This is a genomic window from Fibrobacter sp. UWS1 (assembly GCF_002300445.1).
Lineage (GTDB): Bacteria > Fibrobacterota > Fibrobacteria > Fibrobacterales > Fibrobacteraceae > Hallerella > Hallerella intestinalis.
Genome location: NZ_NSGW01000001.1, coordinates 1,800,016 through 1,818,749, shown reverse-complemented (window position 1 = coordinate 1,818,749; position 18,734 = coordinate 1,800,016). Strand labels below are relative to the sequence as shown.

At 47.7% G+C, this 18,734-nt stretch carries 14 protein-coding genes and 1 pseudogene; 9 read left to right on the top strand and 6 right to left on the bottom strand.

What is annotated here, in order from left to right:
* Nucleotides 1-3 precede the first annotated feature (3 nt).
* Complete coding sequence (locus tag BGX14_RS07780; protein WP_158223262.1) at nucleotides 4-1,155, bottom strand: AAA family ATPase; 1,152 nt, start codon at nucleotides 1,153-1,155, stop codon at nucleotides 4-6.
* Nucleotides 1,156-1,342: 187 nt separating this feature from the next.
* Between BGX14_RS07780 and BGX14_RS07775 the strand changes: the two genes are divergently transcribed.
* The 6 genes from BGX14_RS07775 to BGX14_RS07750 all read left to right on the top strand — a co-directional run bounded on the left by BGX14_RS07775 (nucleotide 1,343) and on the right by BGX14_RS07750 (nucleotide 7,545).
* Nucleotides 1,343-2,491: an FISUMP domain-containing protein gene (locus tag BGX14_RS07775; protein WP_095879538.1), complete on the top strand. Its 1,149-nt coding sequence runs from the start codon at nucleotides 1,343-1,345 to the stop codon at nucleotides 2,489-2,491.
* Nucleotides 2,492-2,544: 53 nt separating this feature from the next.
* Complete coding sequence (locus tag BGX14_RS07770; protein ID WP_157798012.1) at nucleotides 2,545-2,670, top strand: LEPR-XLL domain-containing protein; 126 nt, start codon at nucleotides 2,545-2,547, stop codon at nucleotides 2,668-2,670.
* 159 nt (nucleotides 2,671-2,829) lie between these two features.
* On the top strand, nucleotides 2,830-4,260 hold the full coding sequence (locus tag BGX14_RS07765) for an ATP-binding protein (protein WP_095879536.1): 1,431 nt from the start codon (nucleotides 2,830-2,832) through the stop codon (nucleotides 4,258-4,260).
* Nucleotides 4,261-4,292: 32 nt separating this feature from the next.
* Nucleotides 4,293-5,699 carry an FISUMP domain-containing protein gene (locus tag BGX14_RS07760; RefSeq protein ID WP_095879535.1) on the top strand — a complete coding sequence of 469 codons (1,407 nt, stop codon included), beginning with the start codon at nucleotides 4,293-4,295 and terminating at the stop codon, nucleotides 5,697-5,699.
* Nucleotides 5,700-5,911: 212 nt separating this feature from the next.
* Complete coding sequence (locus BGX14_RS07755; protein WP_095879534.1) at nucleotides 5,912-7,057, top strand: FISUMP domain-containing protein; 1,146 nt, start codon at nucleotides 5,912-5,914, stop codon at nucleotides 7,055-7,057.
* Nucleotides 7,058-7,077: 20 nt separating this feature from the next.
* Nucleotides 7,078-7,545: a hypothetical protein gene (locus BGX14_RS07750; protein ID WP_073305955.1), complete on the top strand. Its 468-nt coding sequence runs from the start codon at nucleotides 7,078-7,080 to the stop codon at nucleotides 7,543-7,545.
* Nucleotides 7,546-7,560: 15 nt separating this feature from the next.
* Here BGX14_RS07750 and BGX14_RS16075 read toward each other — a convergent pair.
* The 3 genes and pseudogenes from BGX14_RS16075 to BGX14_RS07735 all read right to left on the bottom strand — a co-directional run bounded on the left by BGX14_RS16075 (nucleotide 7,561) and on the right by BGX14_RS07735 (nucleotide 13,072).
* A pseudogene (locus BGX14_RS16075) lies at nucleotides 7,561-8,611 on the bottom strand (transposase).
* A 155-nt stretch (nucleotides 8,612-8,766) separates the two neighbouring features.
* Nucleotides 8,767-10,851, bottom strand: a complete 2,085-nt coding sequence (locus BGX14_RS07740) for a family 43 glycosylhydrolase (protein WP_095879803.1) — start codon at nucleotides 10,849-10,851, stop codon at nucleotides 8,767-8,769.
* 460 nt (nucleotides 10,852-11,311) lie between these two features.
* Nucleotides 11,312-13,072, bottom strand: coding sequence for an ATP-binding cassette domain-containing protein (locus BGX14_RS07735; RefSeq protein ID WP_095879533.1), 1,761 nt, complete (start codon nucleotides 13,070-13,072; stop codon nucleotides 11,312-11,314).
* 149 nt (nucleotides 13,073-13,221) lie between these two features.
* Here BGX14_RS07735 and glmM point away from each other — a divergent pair, with 149 nt between their 5' ends.
* The 3 genes from glmM to BGX14_RS07720 are packed head-to-tail and all read left to right on the top strand — an operon-like array spanning nucleotide 13,222 to nucleotide 17,681.
* Nucleotides 13,222-14,568, top strand: a complete 1,347-nt coding sequence (gene glmM, locus BGX14_RS07730) for a phosphoglucosamine mutase (RefSeq protein ID WP_073306250.1) — start codon at nucleotides 13,222-13,224, stop codon at nucleotides 14,566-14,568.
* Nucleotides 14,569-14,597: 29 nt separating this feature from the next.
* Entirely contained in the window at nucleotides 14,598-16,430 is a 1,833-nt protein-coding gene (gene glmS / locus BGX14_RS07725; protein WP_073306251.1) for a glutamine--fructose-6-phosphate transaminase (isomerizing), read from the top strand.
* Between the two features lie 3 nt (nucleotides 16,431-16,433).
* Complete coding sequence (locus BGX14_RS07720) at nucleotides 16,434-17,681, top strand: ScpA family protein (protein WP_095879532.1); 1,248 nt, start codon at nucleotides 16,434-16,436, stop codon at nucleotides 17,679-17,681.
* Between the two features lie 6 nt (nucleotides 17,682-17,687).
* Here the strand turns inward: BGX14_RS07720 and BGX14_RS07715 are convergent, their stop codons facing one another.
* Both BGX14_RS07715 and BGX14_RS07710 read right to left on the bottom strand, forming a co-directional pair.
* Complete coding sequence (locus BGX14_RS07715; RefSeq protein WP_073306253.1) at nucleotides 17,688-17,972, bottom strand: hypothetical protein; 285 nt, start codon at nucleotides 17,970-17,972, stop codon at nucleotides 17,688-17,690.
* Entirely contained in the window at nucleotides 17,972-18,688 is a 717-nt protein-coding gene (locus BGX14_RS07710; RefSeq protein WP_073306254.1) for a zinc metallopeptidase, read from the bottom strand. The genes BGX14_RS07715 and BGX14_RS07710 overlap by 1 nt, the downstream gene beginning before the upstream one ends.
* Nucleotides 18,689-18,734 lie beyond the last annotated feature (46 nt).

Below are 18,734 nucleotides of genomic sequence, written 5' to 3'. Positions count from 1 at the left end.
GCGTTAGCGACGAAAATCCGCCGCATAATAGGGCATCAGGGCCTTCAGGAACCCGAGGCGGACTTCATCGTTCGGGAATCCCAGCACAAAACGACTTCCCGGTTTGGAAGATTTTATCGTCAGGTACCCGCTCTGGTAAAGCATCGGGATAGGGTTCTTGGCAGTCTCCGTCGGGGCATCGAACATGTCAAGAGTTGCCTCGAACCCGGTATCGAAAGGCGTCGGGTCCACCTTGTACTTGCGCATGAGCCTGGTCAGAATCGTCGGCGTTCCCGTGGAAAACCAGTAGTTGGCAAGTTCTCCATCACTTAGCGAATTGATTAGGCTGAACGGATTGAACACGTCCGGCGAATTCTTGCTGAAGTGGTAGCCGTCGTATTGCTTTTGAAGAGCCTCGCAGGCCCCGTCGTAAGTCAAGCCGTTCTTGTCGGCGAGGGCCTGGATCTCGGGCTGCATCTGGGTCAGCACTTCTTCCTTCGTGATACCGCAGATGGCCGCGTAGTCATCGTTCATTGTGATGACCTTCAAATTGTTGAGTTCGCTGAAAATCGAGAGCTGGCTGAACTTGCTGATGCCCGTGAGGAACACGAAGCGGAGGATGCCGCCCAAATCCTTGAGCGGGCTGAAAAGCTTGCGCATCTCGTTCTTGAGCGTGAGCTGGAGTTCCGGATTTTCCATGGAATCCAGCAGCGGGGCGTCGTATTCGTCGACAAGCACTACAGGGGGAGTATTCGTAGCATTGTAGGCCGCCTGGAGAATATTGCCGAGTCGGACACCCCATTCAAACTTCGCCATATTCTTGATGCCCAGCAGTTCTTCGAATGCGGCCATCATATTGCCGAGGGAGATTTGCAGGGATTCCAATGTATCAAACTTGTTCCCCGCGAAACTCAGCTTGAACACCGGGTACTTTTTCCACTCGGTCTCGAGTTTTTCCATCGCGAGGCCAGTGAACAAGTCCTTGCGCCCTTCAAAATAGTATTGCAGCGTGCTGACCAGCAGCGATTTCCCGAAACGGCGCGGACGGGACAAAAAGAAATACCTGTCCGCTTTGACCAATTTATAGATCAAGTCGGTTTTATCAACGTAATACTTGCCGTCTTCGCGAATCACCGCGAAATCCTGCACGCCGATGGGGAATCTCTTTAACGCCATGGCAACAATATACATTTTTTCGGCAGGGCAGGCATTACTCCCCGATGGGGGTGCCGTAGGCAGGCTGGGAATGTGCTATATTTCGGGGATAGCGAGGTACCGCCCGAAGCGGTTATCGAGGCCCCGGCGGTGATTGGTGTGTGGGTGGCAAGGGCAACACAAAAGTTTAATAACAGGAGAATGGATAATGAAAACGATAAAGAAACTCGGCTTGGTGAGCGCTGTTGCTTTTGCAATGCTTGCGTTCTCGGCATGTGATGACTCGTCATCAGCAAGTTCCGATGAAACAAGTGTTTCCAGTTCGTCGGTAGAGTCATCTGATTCAGAAGAGTATTCATCTTCTGTTGAAAAAAAATCATCGGAAAACGAAACCAAAGACAAGTCGTCTAGTAGTTTTAAGGGCTCAGAGCCTGTCGAAGTATCGAGTAGTTCCGCAAAAGAAACAAAGGACTCGTCCGACTCCAAGAGTTCCAGTTCCGTGAAAACGGATGACTCATCCAGCAGCAACAAGGACAAGTCCAGTTCGTCGGTTAGTTCGTCTTCGAGTGAAAAGCAAAGCAACAGTTCTGAAGGGTCATCTAGTTCTTCCGTGAAACAATCTTCGTCGTCAGTTGCTTCGAGTAGTAGCGAATATGTGCCGTTTGATAGGACAGAGCCTTTTGATGGAACACATTGGCGTAATGGTGATTATGTGAAGTTTGTCGATGGACGAAATAATCGAGAGTATTACTATATACAGATAAGCGGAAAAGATACTGCCGGTCGAAAAGCTACGATTAAAGTTATGGCAGAAAACTTGAATATTGGCGAAATGGTCCGTGGAAGGAAAAGTCAGGAAGATGATGATAAGATAGAGCGGTATTGCTATAATAATGATACGACAAATTGTGACCGCTATGGTGGTCTTTACCAATGGGCAGAGATGATGCAACTGCCTAGCGAATGCAACCAAGAAGATTGCCGAAATCAATATGATACTGTAACATACCATCACCAAGGAATATGTCCCGACGGTTGGCGACTGCTTACATACAATGACTTTTATATTGTTGTTCATGCCGATGGAAATACCCATGGTGTTGAGGGAACCCGTTCTGCATATGGCTTTGGTGGCTACAATACCACAGGGTATAGCCTTGTTGGGGCTGGCTACAATTGGAATGGTTCCTTTAAGGGCATAAATGACGAAACTTATTGGCATTACCCTGAAGAAAATCCAGAAAATTATGCAGAGAAATCTAAGGCATCGTATCAATACACTCTAGCAAACGGCAACCCTATTTCAAACACTTTTAAAACGCATGGTTTTTCAGTTAGGTGTGTTATGGATGAGTAAATTGTAATTCACAGGAAATGCGGAAAAAGAGCTTATTAAAAAAAGAGGATAATATGTCCAAGGAAAAGCTAAACAAAAAAAATCAGAATTATACAATTGAATCTTTAGAACCTCGCTATATGATGAGTGCTGATGCCCCGATTGATCTTTCTGTTCGTTGCCTCAAGGACTCCGACTAACCCGCCGACGGATTATCAAATCCGAATGGCAATACTGCCTTAAAAACCGCGTTATCTTGCCAAATCTATCATAAAAAAGATACTTTTGGTGAATTATGTCGTATAATTTGCCAAATCCATGTGCTTTTATATATATTTGGTAAAGTATAGGGAGGTCCTATGTCCGAAAAACTGATTGTTGGCAGAAAACGCGAAATATCCCTGTTGAACAGGTTCATCGATAGCGACGAAGCTGAATTTGTCGCTGTCTATGGTCGTAGGCGAGTCGGCAAGACTTATCTCGTGAAGGGCCTTTTCCAAAAAAACTTTTCTTTTTACATGACGGGGTTGGCCAATTCCGATCTCAAAAAGCAATTGCAGAATTTTACGGACGCCTTTTCGCAATATTTTTCAAAGAAGGCAACCGTCAAAAATTGGTTTGACGCGTTCAATCTCTTGCGCGACGAACTCTCAAAATTGCGTAAAACCAAGAAAATCATTTTCATTGATGAACTGCCGTGGTTCGATACCGCACGGTCTGACTTTGTAAGCGCCCTGGAACATTTCTGGAATTCGTGGGCCTCCGATGACCCGACCATAAAGTTGATTGTCTGTGGTTCTGCCACGTCGTGGATGATGAACAAGCTCATCAACAACAAGGGTGGTCTGCATAACCGCGTAACGCACCAGATAAAACTTTCTCCGTTCACCCTTGGCGAATGCGAAGAATTTTTGAAGGCAAAAAATTTCACCATGGAACGTTTTGAAATCGCTCAGTTCTACATGGTTTTTGGGGGGATTCCGTATTACTTGAAACTCCTGGACAAAGGCGAAAGCCTTGCACAGAATGTGGACAGACTTTTGTTCAGCGAAGATGGCGAACTCCGCAACGAATTTCACAACTTGTATCACGCGTTGTTCCGCAATTCCGAAAAATACATTGCCATCGTAGAAATTCTTGCTCAAAAGAAAAAGGGGATAACCAGGAATACGTTAATCAAGGAACTTTCGGTCGAGAGTAGCGGGGGCGTGTCCAAGGCCTTGGACGATCTTGAAAATTGCGGATTCATTAGGCGTTATAGTCCCTTTGGCAAGAAGACCAAAGACGAACTGATTCAACTCGTCGATTTCTACACGCTTTTCTATTTCAGGTTCCTCGCGAAACGGGCGAAGGGTCGCCGCAACCAATGGCTGCAAATCCAGGGTAAGCCTGAATACAACGGTTGGTGCGGCTACGCATTCGAAATGCTGTGCCTTCAGCATTATCCGCAAATCCTGAACGCACTCGGAATCTCTGGAATAGAAAGTGCCCCATGCAGTTGGATATATACGGGGAAAGAGGGCGCACAATTCGACCTTCTGATCGACCGCATCGACAACGTCATCAACATCTGTGAAATGAAGTTTTCGACCAGTCCCTACGAAGTCACGCAGCATTACTTGACGGAACTCCTTGAAAAAGTCAAGCTGTTCAAGGAATCCTCTAAGACCCGCAAGTCACCGATGCTTACCTTCGTGACATCGCTCGGTCTAAAACCCAATTCCTGCGCCAGGCAGATTCCAAAATCAATCACTTTGGATGTCTTGTATAATTCGCCAAATCTACCATAAAATGCCTACATTTGGCAAGTTATAACTCCTATATGTCTCAATTTGAGTCATATAGGAAATTTCTGATAGAAAATGAAAATCTTGAAAAAAGTTGTTTTTCTGCGTTATTCTGGACTTTTGTCTTGTTTTCTAAATTTTATAATGGGGGGGTATGGACTTTGGCAGGGGCATTACCTATATTTAACAAGATAAACTATAGACGGGGATGTTTTATGAAGAAGTCTTTCCAGCGTGTCATTGCGACCCTAAACTTGTTTCAGGGGAAGCAATCTCTAACCATCTTTATGTTGGCGGCATTCTTCGGCCTTTGGGGCTGCGATGACTCGTCGTCGGCTAGTTCCGATGAAACAGGTGTTTCCAGTTCGTCGGTAGAGTCTTCTGATTCTGAATCGTCGTCGTCGGTTGATAAAAAGTCATCAGGCGAAGAAGCCTACGAAAAGGACAAGTCATCTAGTAGTTTCAAGGGCTCAGAACCTGCTGAAGTGTCGAGTAGCTCAGCTAAAGAAACAAAGAACTCGTCCGACTCCAAGAGTTCCAGCTCTGTAAAGTCGGATGATTCTAGTTCATCTTTATCGATATGTCCTCCCGAAAAAGAAGGGAAGACCAAAATGGTGGCGTTTACTGGTGTTACGTATATTTGCACGGATGGCTATTGGATTGAAGTTTCGTCCAGTTCTGCGGCTTCTAGCAGTAGTTATTTCGATATGACAAATCAGTTTAACTCTGATATAAAGTATGGAACTCATACGGACTCTCGTGATGGGGTAACCTACAAGACGATTACGATAAAATATGGATACTATGGTGTAGACTCCCTTACTTTTTTTGCAGAAAATCTAAACTTTGGCAAGATGGTTCAGTCTAGTGAGCAACAGGGTGATTCGACAAAGTATTGCTATGATAATGACCCTTGGTATTGCGAACACGGTTTTGGTGGCTTGTACTCATGGAATACGGTAATGAAGTTCCCCGCCGCTTGCAATAACGCTTCCATTGGTTCTGACGATTGCCCTTCCAATTATGACTACCCGAAGGGATCTTTATCGAAGCATGATGTTTTTCATAAGGGTATATGTGATGAAGGTTGGCATGTTATGCATGAAGGTGAATGGGCTCTTCTTTGGGAAAGAGCTGGCATATCGAGCGTCGCTAGTGCCCATGGTTCCTATGTCTTTGTTTTGAAACCGACTTATTTTGGTTTAAACAAGTCTGGTTTTTCCATCTTGCCTGCGGGTCGATTTGTCCCGTCTGAAGGTGGTTTTTCCGATTTGGGTGAAGGGGCCCGATTCTGGAGGCCAGAGCAAGATGAAGAAAATAGTCAAAAAGCTTCTTTTATATATGTTCCTCGTTTAGGTGATGATTTTTCTTTACAACGAGTTGCTGTCAAAGAAAATGCTTATTCTGTTCGTTGTGTAAAAGATTACAAACCGGAAAATTAACTGAAGTATAGAATTTATCATGTCAATTTCAGAGAAAGGAAACCGTATGTCCAAACTCAACAAGAAGAATGGCAAAAATAATAACCAAAACAACTACCGTGTTGAACCCCTTGAACCTCGTTTGATGATGGATTTTGCGGTATAAATTCCACATTCCATATTTCACATTGCTTGGTTTGTGGGTGGTGAAAATTTTTACAGGAGATAATGGTATGAAGTGTGTCAAGGGTCTTGGTTTCTTGTGGGTGGCGGTGCTCGCGGCATCCTTCGCCCTTTCCGCCTGCGATGACTCTTCGTCGGCTAGTTCCGACGAAACCGGTACTTCCAGTTCATCGGTAGAAACTTCTGATTTGGATGAGTCGTCATCTTCTGTTGACAAGAAGTCGTCGGGAAATGAATCTACAGAAAAAGACAAGTCTTCCAGTAGTGTCAAGGGATCTGAGCCTGTCGAAGTATCGAGTAGTTCCGCAAAAGAAACAAAGAACTCTTCCGACTCCAAGAGTTCAAGTTCTGTAAAGACGGATGATTCTTCTAGCAGTAACAAGGATGTGTTCAGTTCGTCGGTTAGTTCTTCATCTAGTGAAAACCAAAGTAGCAGTTCTTCAGTGAAACAATCAAGTTCTAGTTCAAATGATGTCCAATCGTCAAGTAGTAAACAGAATCCTTGGGGGACAGATGCTGAATGGTGGCCGTTTAGTTGTAATGCCCACGGAGGTTGTCTCGAATTTACAGATAAACGAAATGGTAGAACGTACAAGTATTTGAAGTTTGATGGCAAGGATACGTCTGGAAAAAACGCAACAATTTATGCGATGGTGGAAAACCTAAATGTTGGTGAAATGGTTCGTGGATTCAAGGATCAAAAAGATGATTCTAAAATCGAACGCTACTGCTATGACAATGATACATTAAATTGCCACTATTATGGTGGACTTTACCAGTGGGCGGAGATGATGAACCTTCCGTTTGAATGCAATAGTAAGAGCTGTGCCGACTCCATTAAGCCGAATCATCAGGGAATTTGCCCTGATGGTTGGCGTCTTCTGACTTATAATGATTTTTATATCATAGTCAATAGTAACGGGAACCAAGATGGAGTAAAAGGAACTCGCTCAACATTTGGTTTTGGGGGAAGTAACGATACCGGCTATAGCCTTGTTGGAGCCGGTTATAACTGGCAGCACACATTTACACGAATGAATGAATCGACATACTGGCATTATCCACAAGAGGGAACTTTAGGTGACAATACATCTTTTGTGGGATGCCAGAGTAGAACGGAAACTACACTATGCAGTCAAAGTACTTATAAAACAAATGGATTTTCAGTCCGGTGTGTGATAGTCAATCAAAAATAATTGTTTGAGAAGGGTGAATTATGTCCAGAAACGAGAAAAATCTTAACAATTACAAAATTGAACATCTTGAACGCAGAGAGATGTTTAGTGCTGATGCTCCGATTGATTTTTCTGATGACACGAATCTTGATACGCAACTATCCTCTGCGTGCTCTATTATAGAAAACGCTCTTAATGGCGAAGCGTCATCAATAACAGGAAATATCGCATCAACAGGTTTGGAATTAAGGGGAAATGATGATGCGTTGTATTCAAGTTTTCATGACTTGTTGGGTAATGTTGGCTCAGATATAAAAACAACAATTCAAAATGCGCTTAGTCAAGCAAAAATTGACGCACAAAATGAAATTGCTGCCATTAATGCGGCTCATCCGAATGATCCACCTGTAACTTCGGTCAGCTCATCAAGTTTTCTTAGCCTTTTGGAAAATCGATTACCAGAATTTTTTACAACAGAGGTTAGCTGTTCTAAGATTACGATTAGCTAGTCAGCCCTTAAAAAGTCAATTCACGAGTGCGGGACAAGAGCGTTCGCATTTTCTATTCATTCCGTTCCACAGAAGGAAACAACAGTATAGCCATTCCAACAAAACAAAAAAGCGCCTCATGGCCCTCTTGAAGTTGAACGCCGCTGCTGCAAGCTTTGCATTGAGCATGTCGCCAAAGATTCCCTTGTAGAAGTTGCGACCCATGCGGTGGTCGCTCTTCAAGTGACCATTGATTGGTTCGATGCCAGCCCTCTTGCAAAAAAGCTTGTGAGCCTTTTTCTTCTGGTAGTAAGTCGCGTTTTTCTTCGGGACGTCGGGTATCACGATCTTTGTCGTTCCGGATTCCTTTTGTCCGCGGTAGCCTCGGTCGCATGCTGCCTGGCTCGGCCTGAATCCAAGCATTTGTTCAACATGGTCAAGCGTATCGTCTATCGTATGTCCGTCATACTCGTCCCGGAACGAGACCGCGCCGACAATGATGCCGCTGTAGCTCCGGGCGATTGACACCTTGTTGCCGAACTCGTATTTCTTGTGTTCCTTGCCCTTGCCGATGCATTTCACTTCGGGCTCGTGTAGCGAATAGATTTTGTTCTTGTCGCATTTCTTCTGTGCCAGAACTTTGTAGAAAAGTTCAATTTTTCCTTTGTACGTACCCGACAGATTTTTCTTCGAAAGATTCCGTTCCATTTCGCGGACGAGCCGACCCGCGATGGTTTTCAGTCTGCGGAAGACGGAAGTGGACAAGTTCGCTCGGGTCGCAGGGCTGCTCCGTCGTGAAGATGCGTTCCCCGCAAAAATACTGGTAATAGGCGTTTTCCTGAAATTGCTCCACGACGGACTCGTCCGATACGTTGCGGATGTGCTTCAGGATGATGAACCCAGTCATGAGACGGATCGGCTTGTTTGGCGCACCCATCTTTTCGTCGAACAATTTGGAAAACTCGGTCTCGAACTTGTTCCAGTTAATCTTGTTCGCGAGAACGTAGAGGGAATGCTTGTGGTTCAACTGCTCCTCAAGGGAACAGAAAAGGCTTGTCTGGGCGTGGGATTTTGGCGGTCTGTACATGAAAAAAATGCAAGGTTTTTAATCCCTTTTAGAAATCCTTGCAATAATTTCACAGGGTAGAAATCAATTTTTCCCAACAGTTATGCGGGCTGGGCGGGATTTAAGGGACGACTAGATAGAGTGCATTTAAACATACCCAAACATCCCTTTTTCTCTTAGTGTTTCATCAACTTGAAGATATACTTTCCTTTAGACAGTCCCTGCAGCGACACTTCAGATTCCATTCGCACAGTTTTCCGAGCCATCAGCTGCCCCATCGGATTCATCACGAAGATTTCGTAATTGCCGGGACGATCAAAATGGAAGGTATAACCGTAAGCATTCGTCGTCATTTTGTAGCTGGTGTTCAAAGACTTTGCCTGCGCAAGAGCCGTCGAAATTTCGCTAGAACTAGAAACTTCTGCAACACTGGAGCTAGATCCTTCCGAAGTCTCACTGGAACTCGAAACAGACGGTTCAGCAACCTTGCCGAAGCGGATGTTGCCCACCAGCACTTCGCCGCTCATACCGCTACCCGTGAGGTAGAAATCCTTGACGCCCGAAAGCTTCTTGGTAGCAGAGCAGTTCACTTCGGTCCAGGCACCATTTGCGCAGCTCGAAGGAACCGTGCACTTGGAAAGTTCCGTACCCGAAGCGGAACCCTCGCGGATGCTGAGCGTACCGCCGCTGCACTGCTGCAGTTCAACCTTGACTTCGGTGCTCCTGATGGAATCCGTCACCACATTCTCGAAGATGGCATAACCTCCGTTCTTGACAGCGAGCTTGTCGTCCACAGTCAGGCGCACCTTGATGCCGTTATCGAATCCGTTACCCGGAATGGTATCGCGAATCACGCGCAAGAAATCGATACGGTCAAGTTCCGCAAAATTCTGGTCGGGCTCCACCTCGATAAAGTTGCCGCCGCGCTCGAGTGTTGCAGGAATCATCGCTACAGAATTTTCGGGGAAACTGCCCCAGGTGCCCGTTTTCGGGAGCTTTACCGTCTGCGACTTTCCGTTGACGGTTACCTTGTGCGTTGCGTCGGCATCGCCACCGTTCGCATAGCGGTAACGCATAATATAGTCGCCCGCCTGCATAATGTTCATGGGCAAGCGAATCTTGGTTCCCTTCGTATTGATATAGCCCACGTATTCGCCGTTCGAGGCATTCTTCGTATATTCGAACGTGATGTCGCCCGAAACTGCACGTGTCATGATACCATGTTCCGCCTCGGCACTCAGGTAGCGTCCGAGGAAAGGCTGCCCCATTTCGGGCCAGTTGTCGTCGGTAAACACCAGGTCGCGAATGTGGATGTGGTTGTACTTGTCGCCGGTCAGGTCGTAGTAGTGATGCACAAAGCGGATGCGGTTCAGGTCCTTGAAGGCTTCGCCGCCGCCCGGGCCCACGTAACGGCTGTAACGCTGCATCAAGATGGTTCCGCCACTCTTGTTGAGTTCCTTGCCGCTGCGGTCCTTGTAAGTCCCGTTCACCTTGTCGGCGCGGCCCATGGCCGTCTTGTAAGTGGTCTGTTCGATTTCGTTACCCTGCTTGCAGCACACGTCCCAGGCGGTAAACAAGAAATACTGCCCGCCGTGCTCGATGAGACTCGGGCCTTCGATACCCGTACCGCCGCGTGTCGCAATCTGGTAGTTCGTCTTGTCGTCGCTCGCCTGCTTGCCCGTCTTGGGGTCAAGCTTAATCAAACGAATACCGCCCGCATTCCAGGAACCGTACGTCATCCAATACTGCCCTTCGGGAGTCACCACCACGTCAGCATCAATCGCATTGTAGTTGTTGCTGTTCGTGGTGCGCGTCACCTCCCCCTGATCCGTCCAACCCTTCGCCGGATCCGAGAAGTTCAGGTTCGCATTCGTCGCGACACCGATTGCAGACGTGCGCTGGCCAAAAACGGAACCGCAGTAGAACACGCCATACTGGTTATTGAAATGGAACAGGTCCGGAGCCCAGATGCCGTCGGTCTTGCCGCCCACGGCGTCCTTGAGCCACTGCGGGCTGTCGTTAAAAATTTGCCCTTTCGCGCTCCACTTGACCATATCCGTCGAAGTCCACATCGCGAGGTTGTTATTCGTGGACATGAGGATGTAGCCGTTCTCGTCCCTGTACATCGAGGGATCGTGCCCCGGTTGACGCGAATCAGTCGCATACCACGACTGTGCAAAGGCTGCTTGCCCCGCCAGGGTAAGCGCGAGAATAGAAGCGGACACCACTCCGCGAGAATTCAATCCCATTTCACCAAACATATTCATCTCCCTGTTTACTATAAGATTTACTATTTAAATTATTAGTGTCCGGTAAAACTTTTTAATTCAACTAGAAATCTAACAAAAAAAGGCGACTTCCGTTTCCGGGAGCCGACACTTTTGACTATTGTTCAGTTTGCAATCAAAAACAAGCTCAAAAGTACCATGGAAAGTAGAAATTTTACCGGACAGCAATAAAAAAACAAACATTGTCAAGGCTTTTACGAAAAAAAACGCTTATCAAGAAGAAATTTTTACGGGATCGGGGTCAAAGTATTGAGTGCGTAACAGAACGGCAATCGTTTCACCGAGCGGGGTGTGGATTTGTGCCACCTTCAGCGCAAGCGAAAAAAAATTCCGCGAGTGTGATTTGTTGTCTCTCCGTCGCCTGCGATGAGCGTAATTCAAGGCGAATGTCGTAACCTTGTTCGGAACTTAGAACTCAGTTCTCAACTCTCATTTAACCGATGCCATCCAAAATTTCGAAACGTTCGTAGGCGACTTCGAGTTGTTTTTCCTTTTCTGCCAGGTCTCTTTGGATTTCGACGAGTCGGTTCGCATTGGTGTAAACTTCTTCCGTGCCGAGGGCTGTTTGCAATGCCGTGATTTCTTTTTCCAGCACTTCAATTTTTTCGGGAAGTTCCTGATATTCGCGCTCTTCCTTGTAGCTGCGTTTTTTCTTTTCTCGTGCTCGTTTTTCGGTCGGCGTTGAATCTTTTTTGACTACGGCCTCGTTTTCTTTTTCCCGAAGTTTTTTGTTGGCGGCGTAATCGGAATAGCCCCCCACGCTTTCGTGGATGTAGCCATTTTCTTCAAAGCCTAGAATTTCGGTGGTGACGTTGTCCAAAAAATCGCGGTCGTGGCTAACGGTGATGACTGTGCCGTTGTATTCGGCGAGCAAATCGGTAAGCAAATCGAGGGTCTCCATGTCCAAATCGTTGGTGGGTTCGTCGAGAACAAGAACGTTGGACGGGTGCGAAAATAGGCACGCTAAAAGCAATCGGTTGCGTTCTCCGCCGGAGAGAGCCGAAATGGGCCCGCGGGCGCGCGATGCAGTGAACAGGAAATCTTGCAGGTAGCTTAAAACGTGGCGTTTCTGGCCGTTGATGACGACGTATTCTTGGCCGTCGCCGATATTTTCAACGAGCGATTTGTCTTCACGAAGCCTGGTTCGCATCTGGTCGAAGTAGGCGATTTGCAGATTGGTGCCCAGTCGGACGGAACCCGTTTGCGGCGTTAGTTCTCCGAGAAGAATTTTGAGCAGTGTCGTTTTTCCGCAGCCGTTTGCCCCGACGATGCCGATGCGGTCGCCGCGGGAAATTTCGGTGGAAAAATTTTGAAACAGAAGCTGATTTTCGTAGGCGTAAGAAATGCCTTCGGCTTGAATGACGATCCTTCCGGAACGTTCGGCTTCGGTTATTTGCATTTTGACATTGCCGGTTCGATTTCTGCGCTCGGCGCGTTCTTTGCGCATTTTTATCAATGCTCGCACTCGGCCCTCGTTTCGCGTTCTGCGGGCTTGAATGCCTTTGCGAATCCAGATTTCTTCTTCTGCGAGTCGTTTGTCAAAAAGTTTGTTCGCTTTTTCTTCTTCGGCGAGAGCTTCGTCTCGATGACGTACAAACTCATCGTAGGGGAATTCCCAGGAGCGGACGCGCCCCCTGTCGAGTTCCAAAATTCTGGTGGCGAGCCTGCGGACAAAAGCTCTGTCGTGGCTGATGAAAAGGATGGAACATGGCAAACGGGCTAGAATGTTTTCTAACCATTGAACGCTGGGAATGTCCAAATGGTTTGTCGGCTCGTCAAGCAAAAGCAAATCGGGTTCTTGCGCGATGGCTTTGGCGAAAAGCACCCGCCGTTTTTGACCGCCAGAAAGGGAGTCGTAAAGCGCTTCGGGATCAATGCCGGTTTTCCCAAGAATATCTTCGCCAACGGAATGACGCTCTGCCGTTTTGCCGATGACGATGTCGCGGACTGTCCCTTCGATATGCGCGGGAATTTCTTGAATCAGCCGAGCCGTGCGCAAACCGTTTTTACGGATGATTTCTCCGGAATTGGCATCCATTTCTTCGGCGAGGATTTTGAGCAACGTACTTTTTCCTTCGCCATTTCGCCCGATAAGGCATACGCGTTCGCCTTCGTTGATGTCAAAAGAAACTTTGTCGAGAAGTGCGGGATTGCTAAAACGGAGAGTCAGATTTTTGACAGAGATAAGAGCCATGCCGTAAAAGTAGAAAAAGGAGTTTTGGAAAAGGGAATGGAGACTTTGCTTTGAAAATTTTTCCAGAGGGGAATGGGGATTTCTCAGAAGCGTACTCCATTTGGCGTGCTGATTTTTGTATTTTTGGTTTTAAAGATAAAGGGTAGATCATGTCCGTTTTGATGCGTTCAGTTTCTGGAATACGAGGCGTTGTCGGAGATACGCTTACGCCTACGGTTTTAACGAATCATGTAAAAGCTTTTTTGGAAGTGACCGGGGCGCGCAAAGTCGTGATTGGCCGGGACAGCCGCCCGACGGGAGATGCCATTATTTCGTATGTTTCGGGGCTTTGCCGCCTTGCCGGAGCCGATGTCATCGATGTGGGGCTTGCGACGACTCCCAGCGTGGAGCTTTTTGTGACGCGCCTTCATGCGGATGCGGGAATCATCATTACGGCAAGCCATAATCCGCTGGAATGGAATGCCCTGAAATTTTTGGACGAACGGGGCATTTTCCTTTCGCCGGAGCAGGTCAAGGATCTTTTCGATATCGCGGATTCGGGCGAGTTTATTTATCCGGATTATCGGCAGATGGGCGTGGCGAATGTTTTAAAAGACGCGGACGCTTTTCACATTGATGAAACGCTCTCGATTCCGTTTATCGACGTGGAAGCCATTCGGCGGAAGCATTTCAAGGTGGCGGTCGATGCGGTGAACGGTGCCGGATCGTATATTGTTCCGAGACTTTTGGAATCCCTTGGCTGTGAAGTGGTGCGAGTGCATTGCAAACCGGATGGCACTTTTCCGCGAGGGCCCGAACCGATTCCTGCGAATCTGAAGGACTTGGGAAAAGCGGTTCGAGAAAATCATTGTGCGGTGGGCTTTGCCGTGGATCCGGACGCTGACCGCTGTGCGCTTGTCGATGGAAACGGAGAAGCGATTGGCGAAGAATATACGCTTGCCATTGCGACCGAAGCGGTTCTTGCAAAAAAGAAAGGAGATGTTTGTGTAAACCTTTCGACTTCCCGGATGTGTGCCGATGTTGCCGAAAAATTCGGAGTCGGATTCTCTCGGGCGAAAGTCGGCGAGGTGAATGTCAGCATCCAGATGATGCAAAACAATTGCGTGGTCGGCGGCGAAGGAAACGGCGGCGTGATTTTGCCCGCTTTGCACTATGGCAGGGACTCTCTTGTTGCGGCGGCGCTGGTGCTTTCTTGGATGGCTGAAAATCACGGCGGCCCCGAAAAATTCAAAGCGGAACATCCCAGCTATGCAATGCCCAAAAAGAAATTCCCGCTGGGCGGCAAACCGGTCAAAACCATTTTTGAAGAAGTGCAGAAAGATTTTGCGGGCTGGTCTGCCGATACGCGCGACGGTCTTTGGCTCGGCAAGGACAAAAGTTTTGTCCATGTGCGCGCATCCAATACGGAACCGGTGATTCGGGTGATTGCTGAAGCGCCGACGGAAAATCAGGCCGAAGAACTTTGCGCCAGAGTGGAAGCGAAAATACAAGGGTAATGTGAAATAAAAGCGATAAGGAAAAGGATATGTGCGGAATCGTTGGATACATTGGGCAGCGGGATGCGACAAGCGTTTTGTTGAATGGACTCAAACGCTTGGAATATCGGGGCTACGATTCTTCGGGAATAGCTGTTGCGCATGAAAATCACACCTTGGAAATGGAAAAGGCGACGGGAAAAATCGCGAATCTGGCTTGTAAACTTTCCCAGAAGCCCATGCCGGCGACAATCGGAATTGCCCATACCCGTTGGGCGACGCACGGCGCCCCTTCAGAAAACAATGCACATCCGCAGGTTAGCTATGATGGAAAAATTATGGTGGTGCATAACGGCATCATCGAAAACTATTCCCAGATAAAAGCGACTCTGCAATCGGAAGGAATCCGGTTCCAGTCGGAAACCGATACAGAAGTCGTCGCCCATTTGATTGCGAAATTGTATAAGGGCGATTTCAAATCGGCGGTTCTGGCGGCTTTGAATAAATTGGAAGGAACTTTCGGTTTGGCTATTCTTTGTGCCGATGAACCCGATGTGCTAATCGGTGCTCGGCGAGGCAGCCCTCTGGTTTTGGGCTTGGGCGAACAGGACGAATTCTTTTTGGCAAGCGATGTGTCGGCGATAGTGGACTATACGCAAAAGGTCGTGTATCTGGACGACAATGATGTGGTGATAGCGGATCGCAATGGATACAAGATTGTAACCGTTTCTAGCCGGGCGGTAAACCGCTGCGTTGAAGAAGTGAGCTTTGATGCGGATGCGGCGAGCAAGGGCGGTTTTGAACATTACATGCTGAAAGAAATTTTTGAACAGCCGGAAACCCTTCGCAACACGATGCGCGGGCGATTGTTGCTTTCAGAGGGATCTGCGAAATTGGCGGGACTGGATTCAAATCGAATTGAATTGCGCAACCTGAATCGCATCATTATCACGGCTTGCGGAACCAGCTATTATGCAGGAATGGTCGGCGAATATCTGATAGAAGATTTGGCTGGCGTTCCTGTCGAAGTGGAATACGCTTCGGAATTTCGTTATCGGAATCCGATTATCAAACCGGGAACTCTTGTTTTGGTGATTTCTCAATCCGGTGAAACGGCGGACACTCTTGCTGCTTTACGGGAAGCGAAAACCAAGGGCGCTACGGTTTTGGGAATATGCAATGCGGTCGGTTCTACGATTGCGCGAGAAAGCGACGGCGGCGTTTATTTGCACGCCGGTCCCGAAATCGGAGTGGCGAGTACGAAGGCTTTTACTTCGCAGGTTGCGGTTCTTGCGATGATCGCCCTTTTGCTCGGACGGGAACGCCGCGTGTCTGCGGAACAGGGAATCGAATTCGCTCGGGCGATTTCCAGCATCCCGCAGCAGATAGAAGAAACTCTGAAACTTTCCGACCAGATTCGCATAATCGCCAAAAAGTATGTCGATGCGAAAAATTTCCTTTATCTGGGACGCCATTACAATTACCCAGTCGCCATGGAGGGCGCATTAAAGCTCAAGGAAATCAGCTACATCCACGCAGAAGGTTATCCTGCGGCAGAAATGAAGCACGGTCCCATCGCCCTTATCGATGAAAAAATGCCCGTTGTTGTGATTGCTCCTAAAGACAGCCTTTTTGACAAGGTTCTTTCCAATGTCCGGGAAATCAAAGCGCGCGGTGGCCGCATTATTGTCGTAACGACCACGGACTGTTCAGAAATTTCCGAATTTGCTGACGATGTGATTTTTGTTCCCAAGGTAGAAAAGTCTTTAATGCCTCTCATCACTTGCGTTCCGTTGCAGCTTTTAGCGTATCACATTGCCGTTCTTCGGGGAAACGATGTGGATCAGCCTCGCAATCTGGCGAAAAGCGTGACGGTGGAATAATTCATGCCGGAAATTCCCGAATCCTACGAAGTTCATATCGGCGCTTTTGATGGCCCGATGGATCTTTTGCTGTATTTAGTGCAGCAGAGCGAAGTCAAGCCCGCGGACATTTCCATTTCGGAAATCACGGACCAGTATCTGGAATGGATGAAGGACGTTTCGCAGGCGGATCTTTCCCAGGCCGGCGATTTTTTGCTGATGGCGAGCCGCCTCATGGCGATGAAAGTTCGGGAATTGTTGCCCAAAGACCAGCGGACGGAAGAAGAGATTGAAGAATTCGATTTCTCCCGGGACGAATTGTTTCGGAATATGCGGGAATACCAGTTCCACAAGCAGAATGTCAAAAATTTCCAGCAGATGGAATCCCAAAATTTTGGCACTTGCTATCGCGGGCGCATGGAAAAAACGGAATCCGACGACACTCTCGCTGACGCAAATATCTGGCAGCTTTTTCGCGCCTATCAGAAAATGCTCAAAACGCATCGCAGTGAAAACGTCCATCACATTGAACTGGATGACGTGAAGATTGAAGACCGCCAGCAATATATTTCCAATACTTTGCGCAGGGAAGGGCGCGTACTTTTTGAAGATTTGCTCGGGCGTGCACCAATGCCCATCGTCACGGTCGTTACATTTATGGCTTTGATGGAAATGATTAAAACGGATGAAGTCGTCTTTCGTCAAAGTGAACTTTTTGGTGCCATTTGGATTTATCGAAAAAAAGACAACAGCGAATTTGCCGAAGAGATGGCGAATGAAACCCGGATTTTTGAACCGGAACATGAATACAAGTCGGGAATCTTGGAAAAACTTCGCGAACGGGAATTGGTCCGCCACAACAACCAGAAGGCGACTCTCGATCAGGTCATGCGAACCGCTTCGCTTTTGGCAACTCGTGGGCGTGCCGTGAACGATAACGACATTGCCGCCATGTTGAATGGAGAAATGGATTTGTCCGCTTTGGAAGCGGAATTTTCGAGTGCTGCGGAAAATGAAAGTCCGCAAGCGGATGATGAAAAAAAGGATGCCGCGGAATCCGTTTTTGAAGAAGAGGCCAAAGCTCAAGAGGAATCGGCGTTGCAAGTGGAGAATGCGGAAATTTCCGAAATACTTGCCCCCAACGAAGAACCGCCAGCTCTTGATCCTTCCGAGCCCTCGCAGATGCCGGAAGACGCCGAGGCTCCCATGTCTTTAGAAACCGCAGAAAAAAAATCTTCCGAAGAAACGCCTTCAGAAGATTTGCCGGATTAGCGAAATTCAATCCCACTGGATTGTCGGAGGTGGTTTGTTTGCCAGATCGGGATTGTTTTTTGCCGCCTGAAATTTCTTTTCGATTTCTAAAAGGCGATTTTTTTCCCGTTCCCGGGCTTCGGCAAATTTTTTATCTAAATCCGCTGTTCGCGTTTTTTCTTTTTCCAAAAAATCTTCCAGCGATTGCTTTTCTTTTTTGAATTCCTTGTGTTCCAGGATTTTTCCGGTTTCTTTATCGACGACCAGAATACCGTGGCACATCGGACATTCGATTTCCAAGTGGGTTCCCATTAGTCGTCTCTCCGTCCTAAAAGTCCTGCCCGAAGAGCCCAGTACAGGAGTTGCATAATGGAAGAGATGGCTGCGGCGACGTAAGTCAGTCCGGCGGCGAGCAGAACTCCAGCGACAATCCGTTGCTCGCGTCCCGGAGCGAGAATGTTCAATCTTGCCAGGCACTTTTTCGCGCGGGAAGAAGCGTCAAATTCCACGGGAACGGTCACCAGAGTAAAAAGGGTGGCTATGCCGAATAAAAGAACGCCGACAATAGCGACGTTTTGGCCTAGGGCGGCCTTGCCGGCGGAAGCGAGAATGATTCCCAAGATGACTAGCCATGGTCCAAAATTGGAACCGATATTCGCAGCGGGGACGATGAACGAGCGCAGCCACATGGGAAAATAGTTCTGGGCGTGTTGAATGGCGTGTCCGACTTCGTGAGCGGCAACTCCGGCGGAACTCGCGCTGCGTCCGTGATAAACGTCGTGGGAAAGGTTCAGCGTCTTGTCCATCGGGTTATAGTAATCGGACAGGAATCCGCCGGTTTCTTGGATGCGCACATCAAAGATGCCTGCATCGGCGAGAATGGCGGAAGCGACTTCTGCGCCGGAAAGTCCGCTTTGAATTTGGACTTTTTGCCCCGCTTTGAAACGGGAATTGACCACGGCGGAAACAATGCCGGACAGAACAAGTGTCACAAGCAGAATGCCCATGTAGAGAGGGTCGAACATCATAGATTTATGAATCTCCTTTTTCCTTCAAATTACACAAAATCAGACG

Coding starts and splice junctions, on each gene's coding strand:
- BGX14_RS07780 (WP_158223262.1), bottom strand. CDS start 1,155: ATGGCGTTAAAGAGATTCCCCATCGGCGTGCAGGATTTCGCGGTGATT.
- BGX14_RS07775 (WP_095879538.1), top strand. CDS start 1,343: ATGAAAACGATAAAGAAACTCGGCTTGGTGAGCGCTGTTGCTTTTGCA.
- BGX14_RS07770 (WP_157798012.1), top strand. CDS start 2,545: ATGTCCAAGGAAAAGCTAAACAAAAAAAATCAGAATTATACAATTGAA.
- BGX14_RS07765 (WP_095879536.1), top strand. CDS start 2,830: ATGTCCGAAAAACTGATTGTTGGCAGAAAACGCGAAATATCCCTGTTG.
- BGX14_RS07760 (WP_095879535.1), top strand. CDS start 4,293: ATGTCTCAATTTGAGTCATATAGGAAATTTCTGATAGAAAATGAAAAT.
- BGX14_RS07755 (WP_095879534.1), top strand. CDS start 5,912: ATGAAGTGTGTCAAGGGTCTTGGTTTCTTGTGGGTGGCGGTGCTCGCG.
- BGX14_RS07750 (WP_073305955.1), top strand. CDS start 7,078: ATGTCCAGAAACGAGAAAAATCTTAACAATTACAAAATTGAACATCTT.
- BGX14_RS07740 (WP_095879803.1), bottom strand. CDS start 10,851: ATGTTTGGTGAAATGGGATTGAATTCTCGCGGAGTGGTGTCCGCTTCT.
- BGX14_RS07735 (WP_095879533.1), bottom strand. CDS start 13,072: ATGGCTCTTATCTCTGTCAAAAATCTGACTCTCCGTTTTAGCAATCCC.
- glmM (WP_073306250.1), top strand. CDS start 13,222: ATGTCCGTTTTGATGCGTTCAGTTTCTGGAATACGAGGCGTTGTCGGA.
- glmS (WP_073306251.1), top strand. CDS start 14,598: ATGTGCGGAATCGTTGGATACATTGGGCAGCGGGATGCGACAAGCGTT.
- BGX14_RS07720 (WP_095879532.1), top strand. CDS start 16,434: ATGCCGGAAATTCCCGAATCCTACGAAGTTCATATCGGCGCTTTTGAT.
- BGX14_RS07715 (WP_073306253.1), bottom strand. CDS start 17,972: ATGGGAACCCACTTGGAAATCGAATGTCCGATGTGCCACGGTATTCTG.
- BGX14_RS07710 (WP_073306254.1), bottom strand. CDS start 18,688: ATGATGTTCGACCCTCTCTACATGGGCATTCTGCTTGTGACACTTGTT.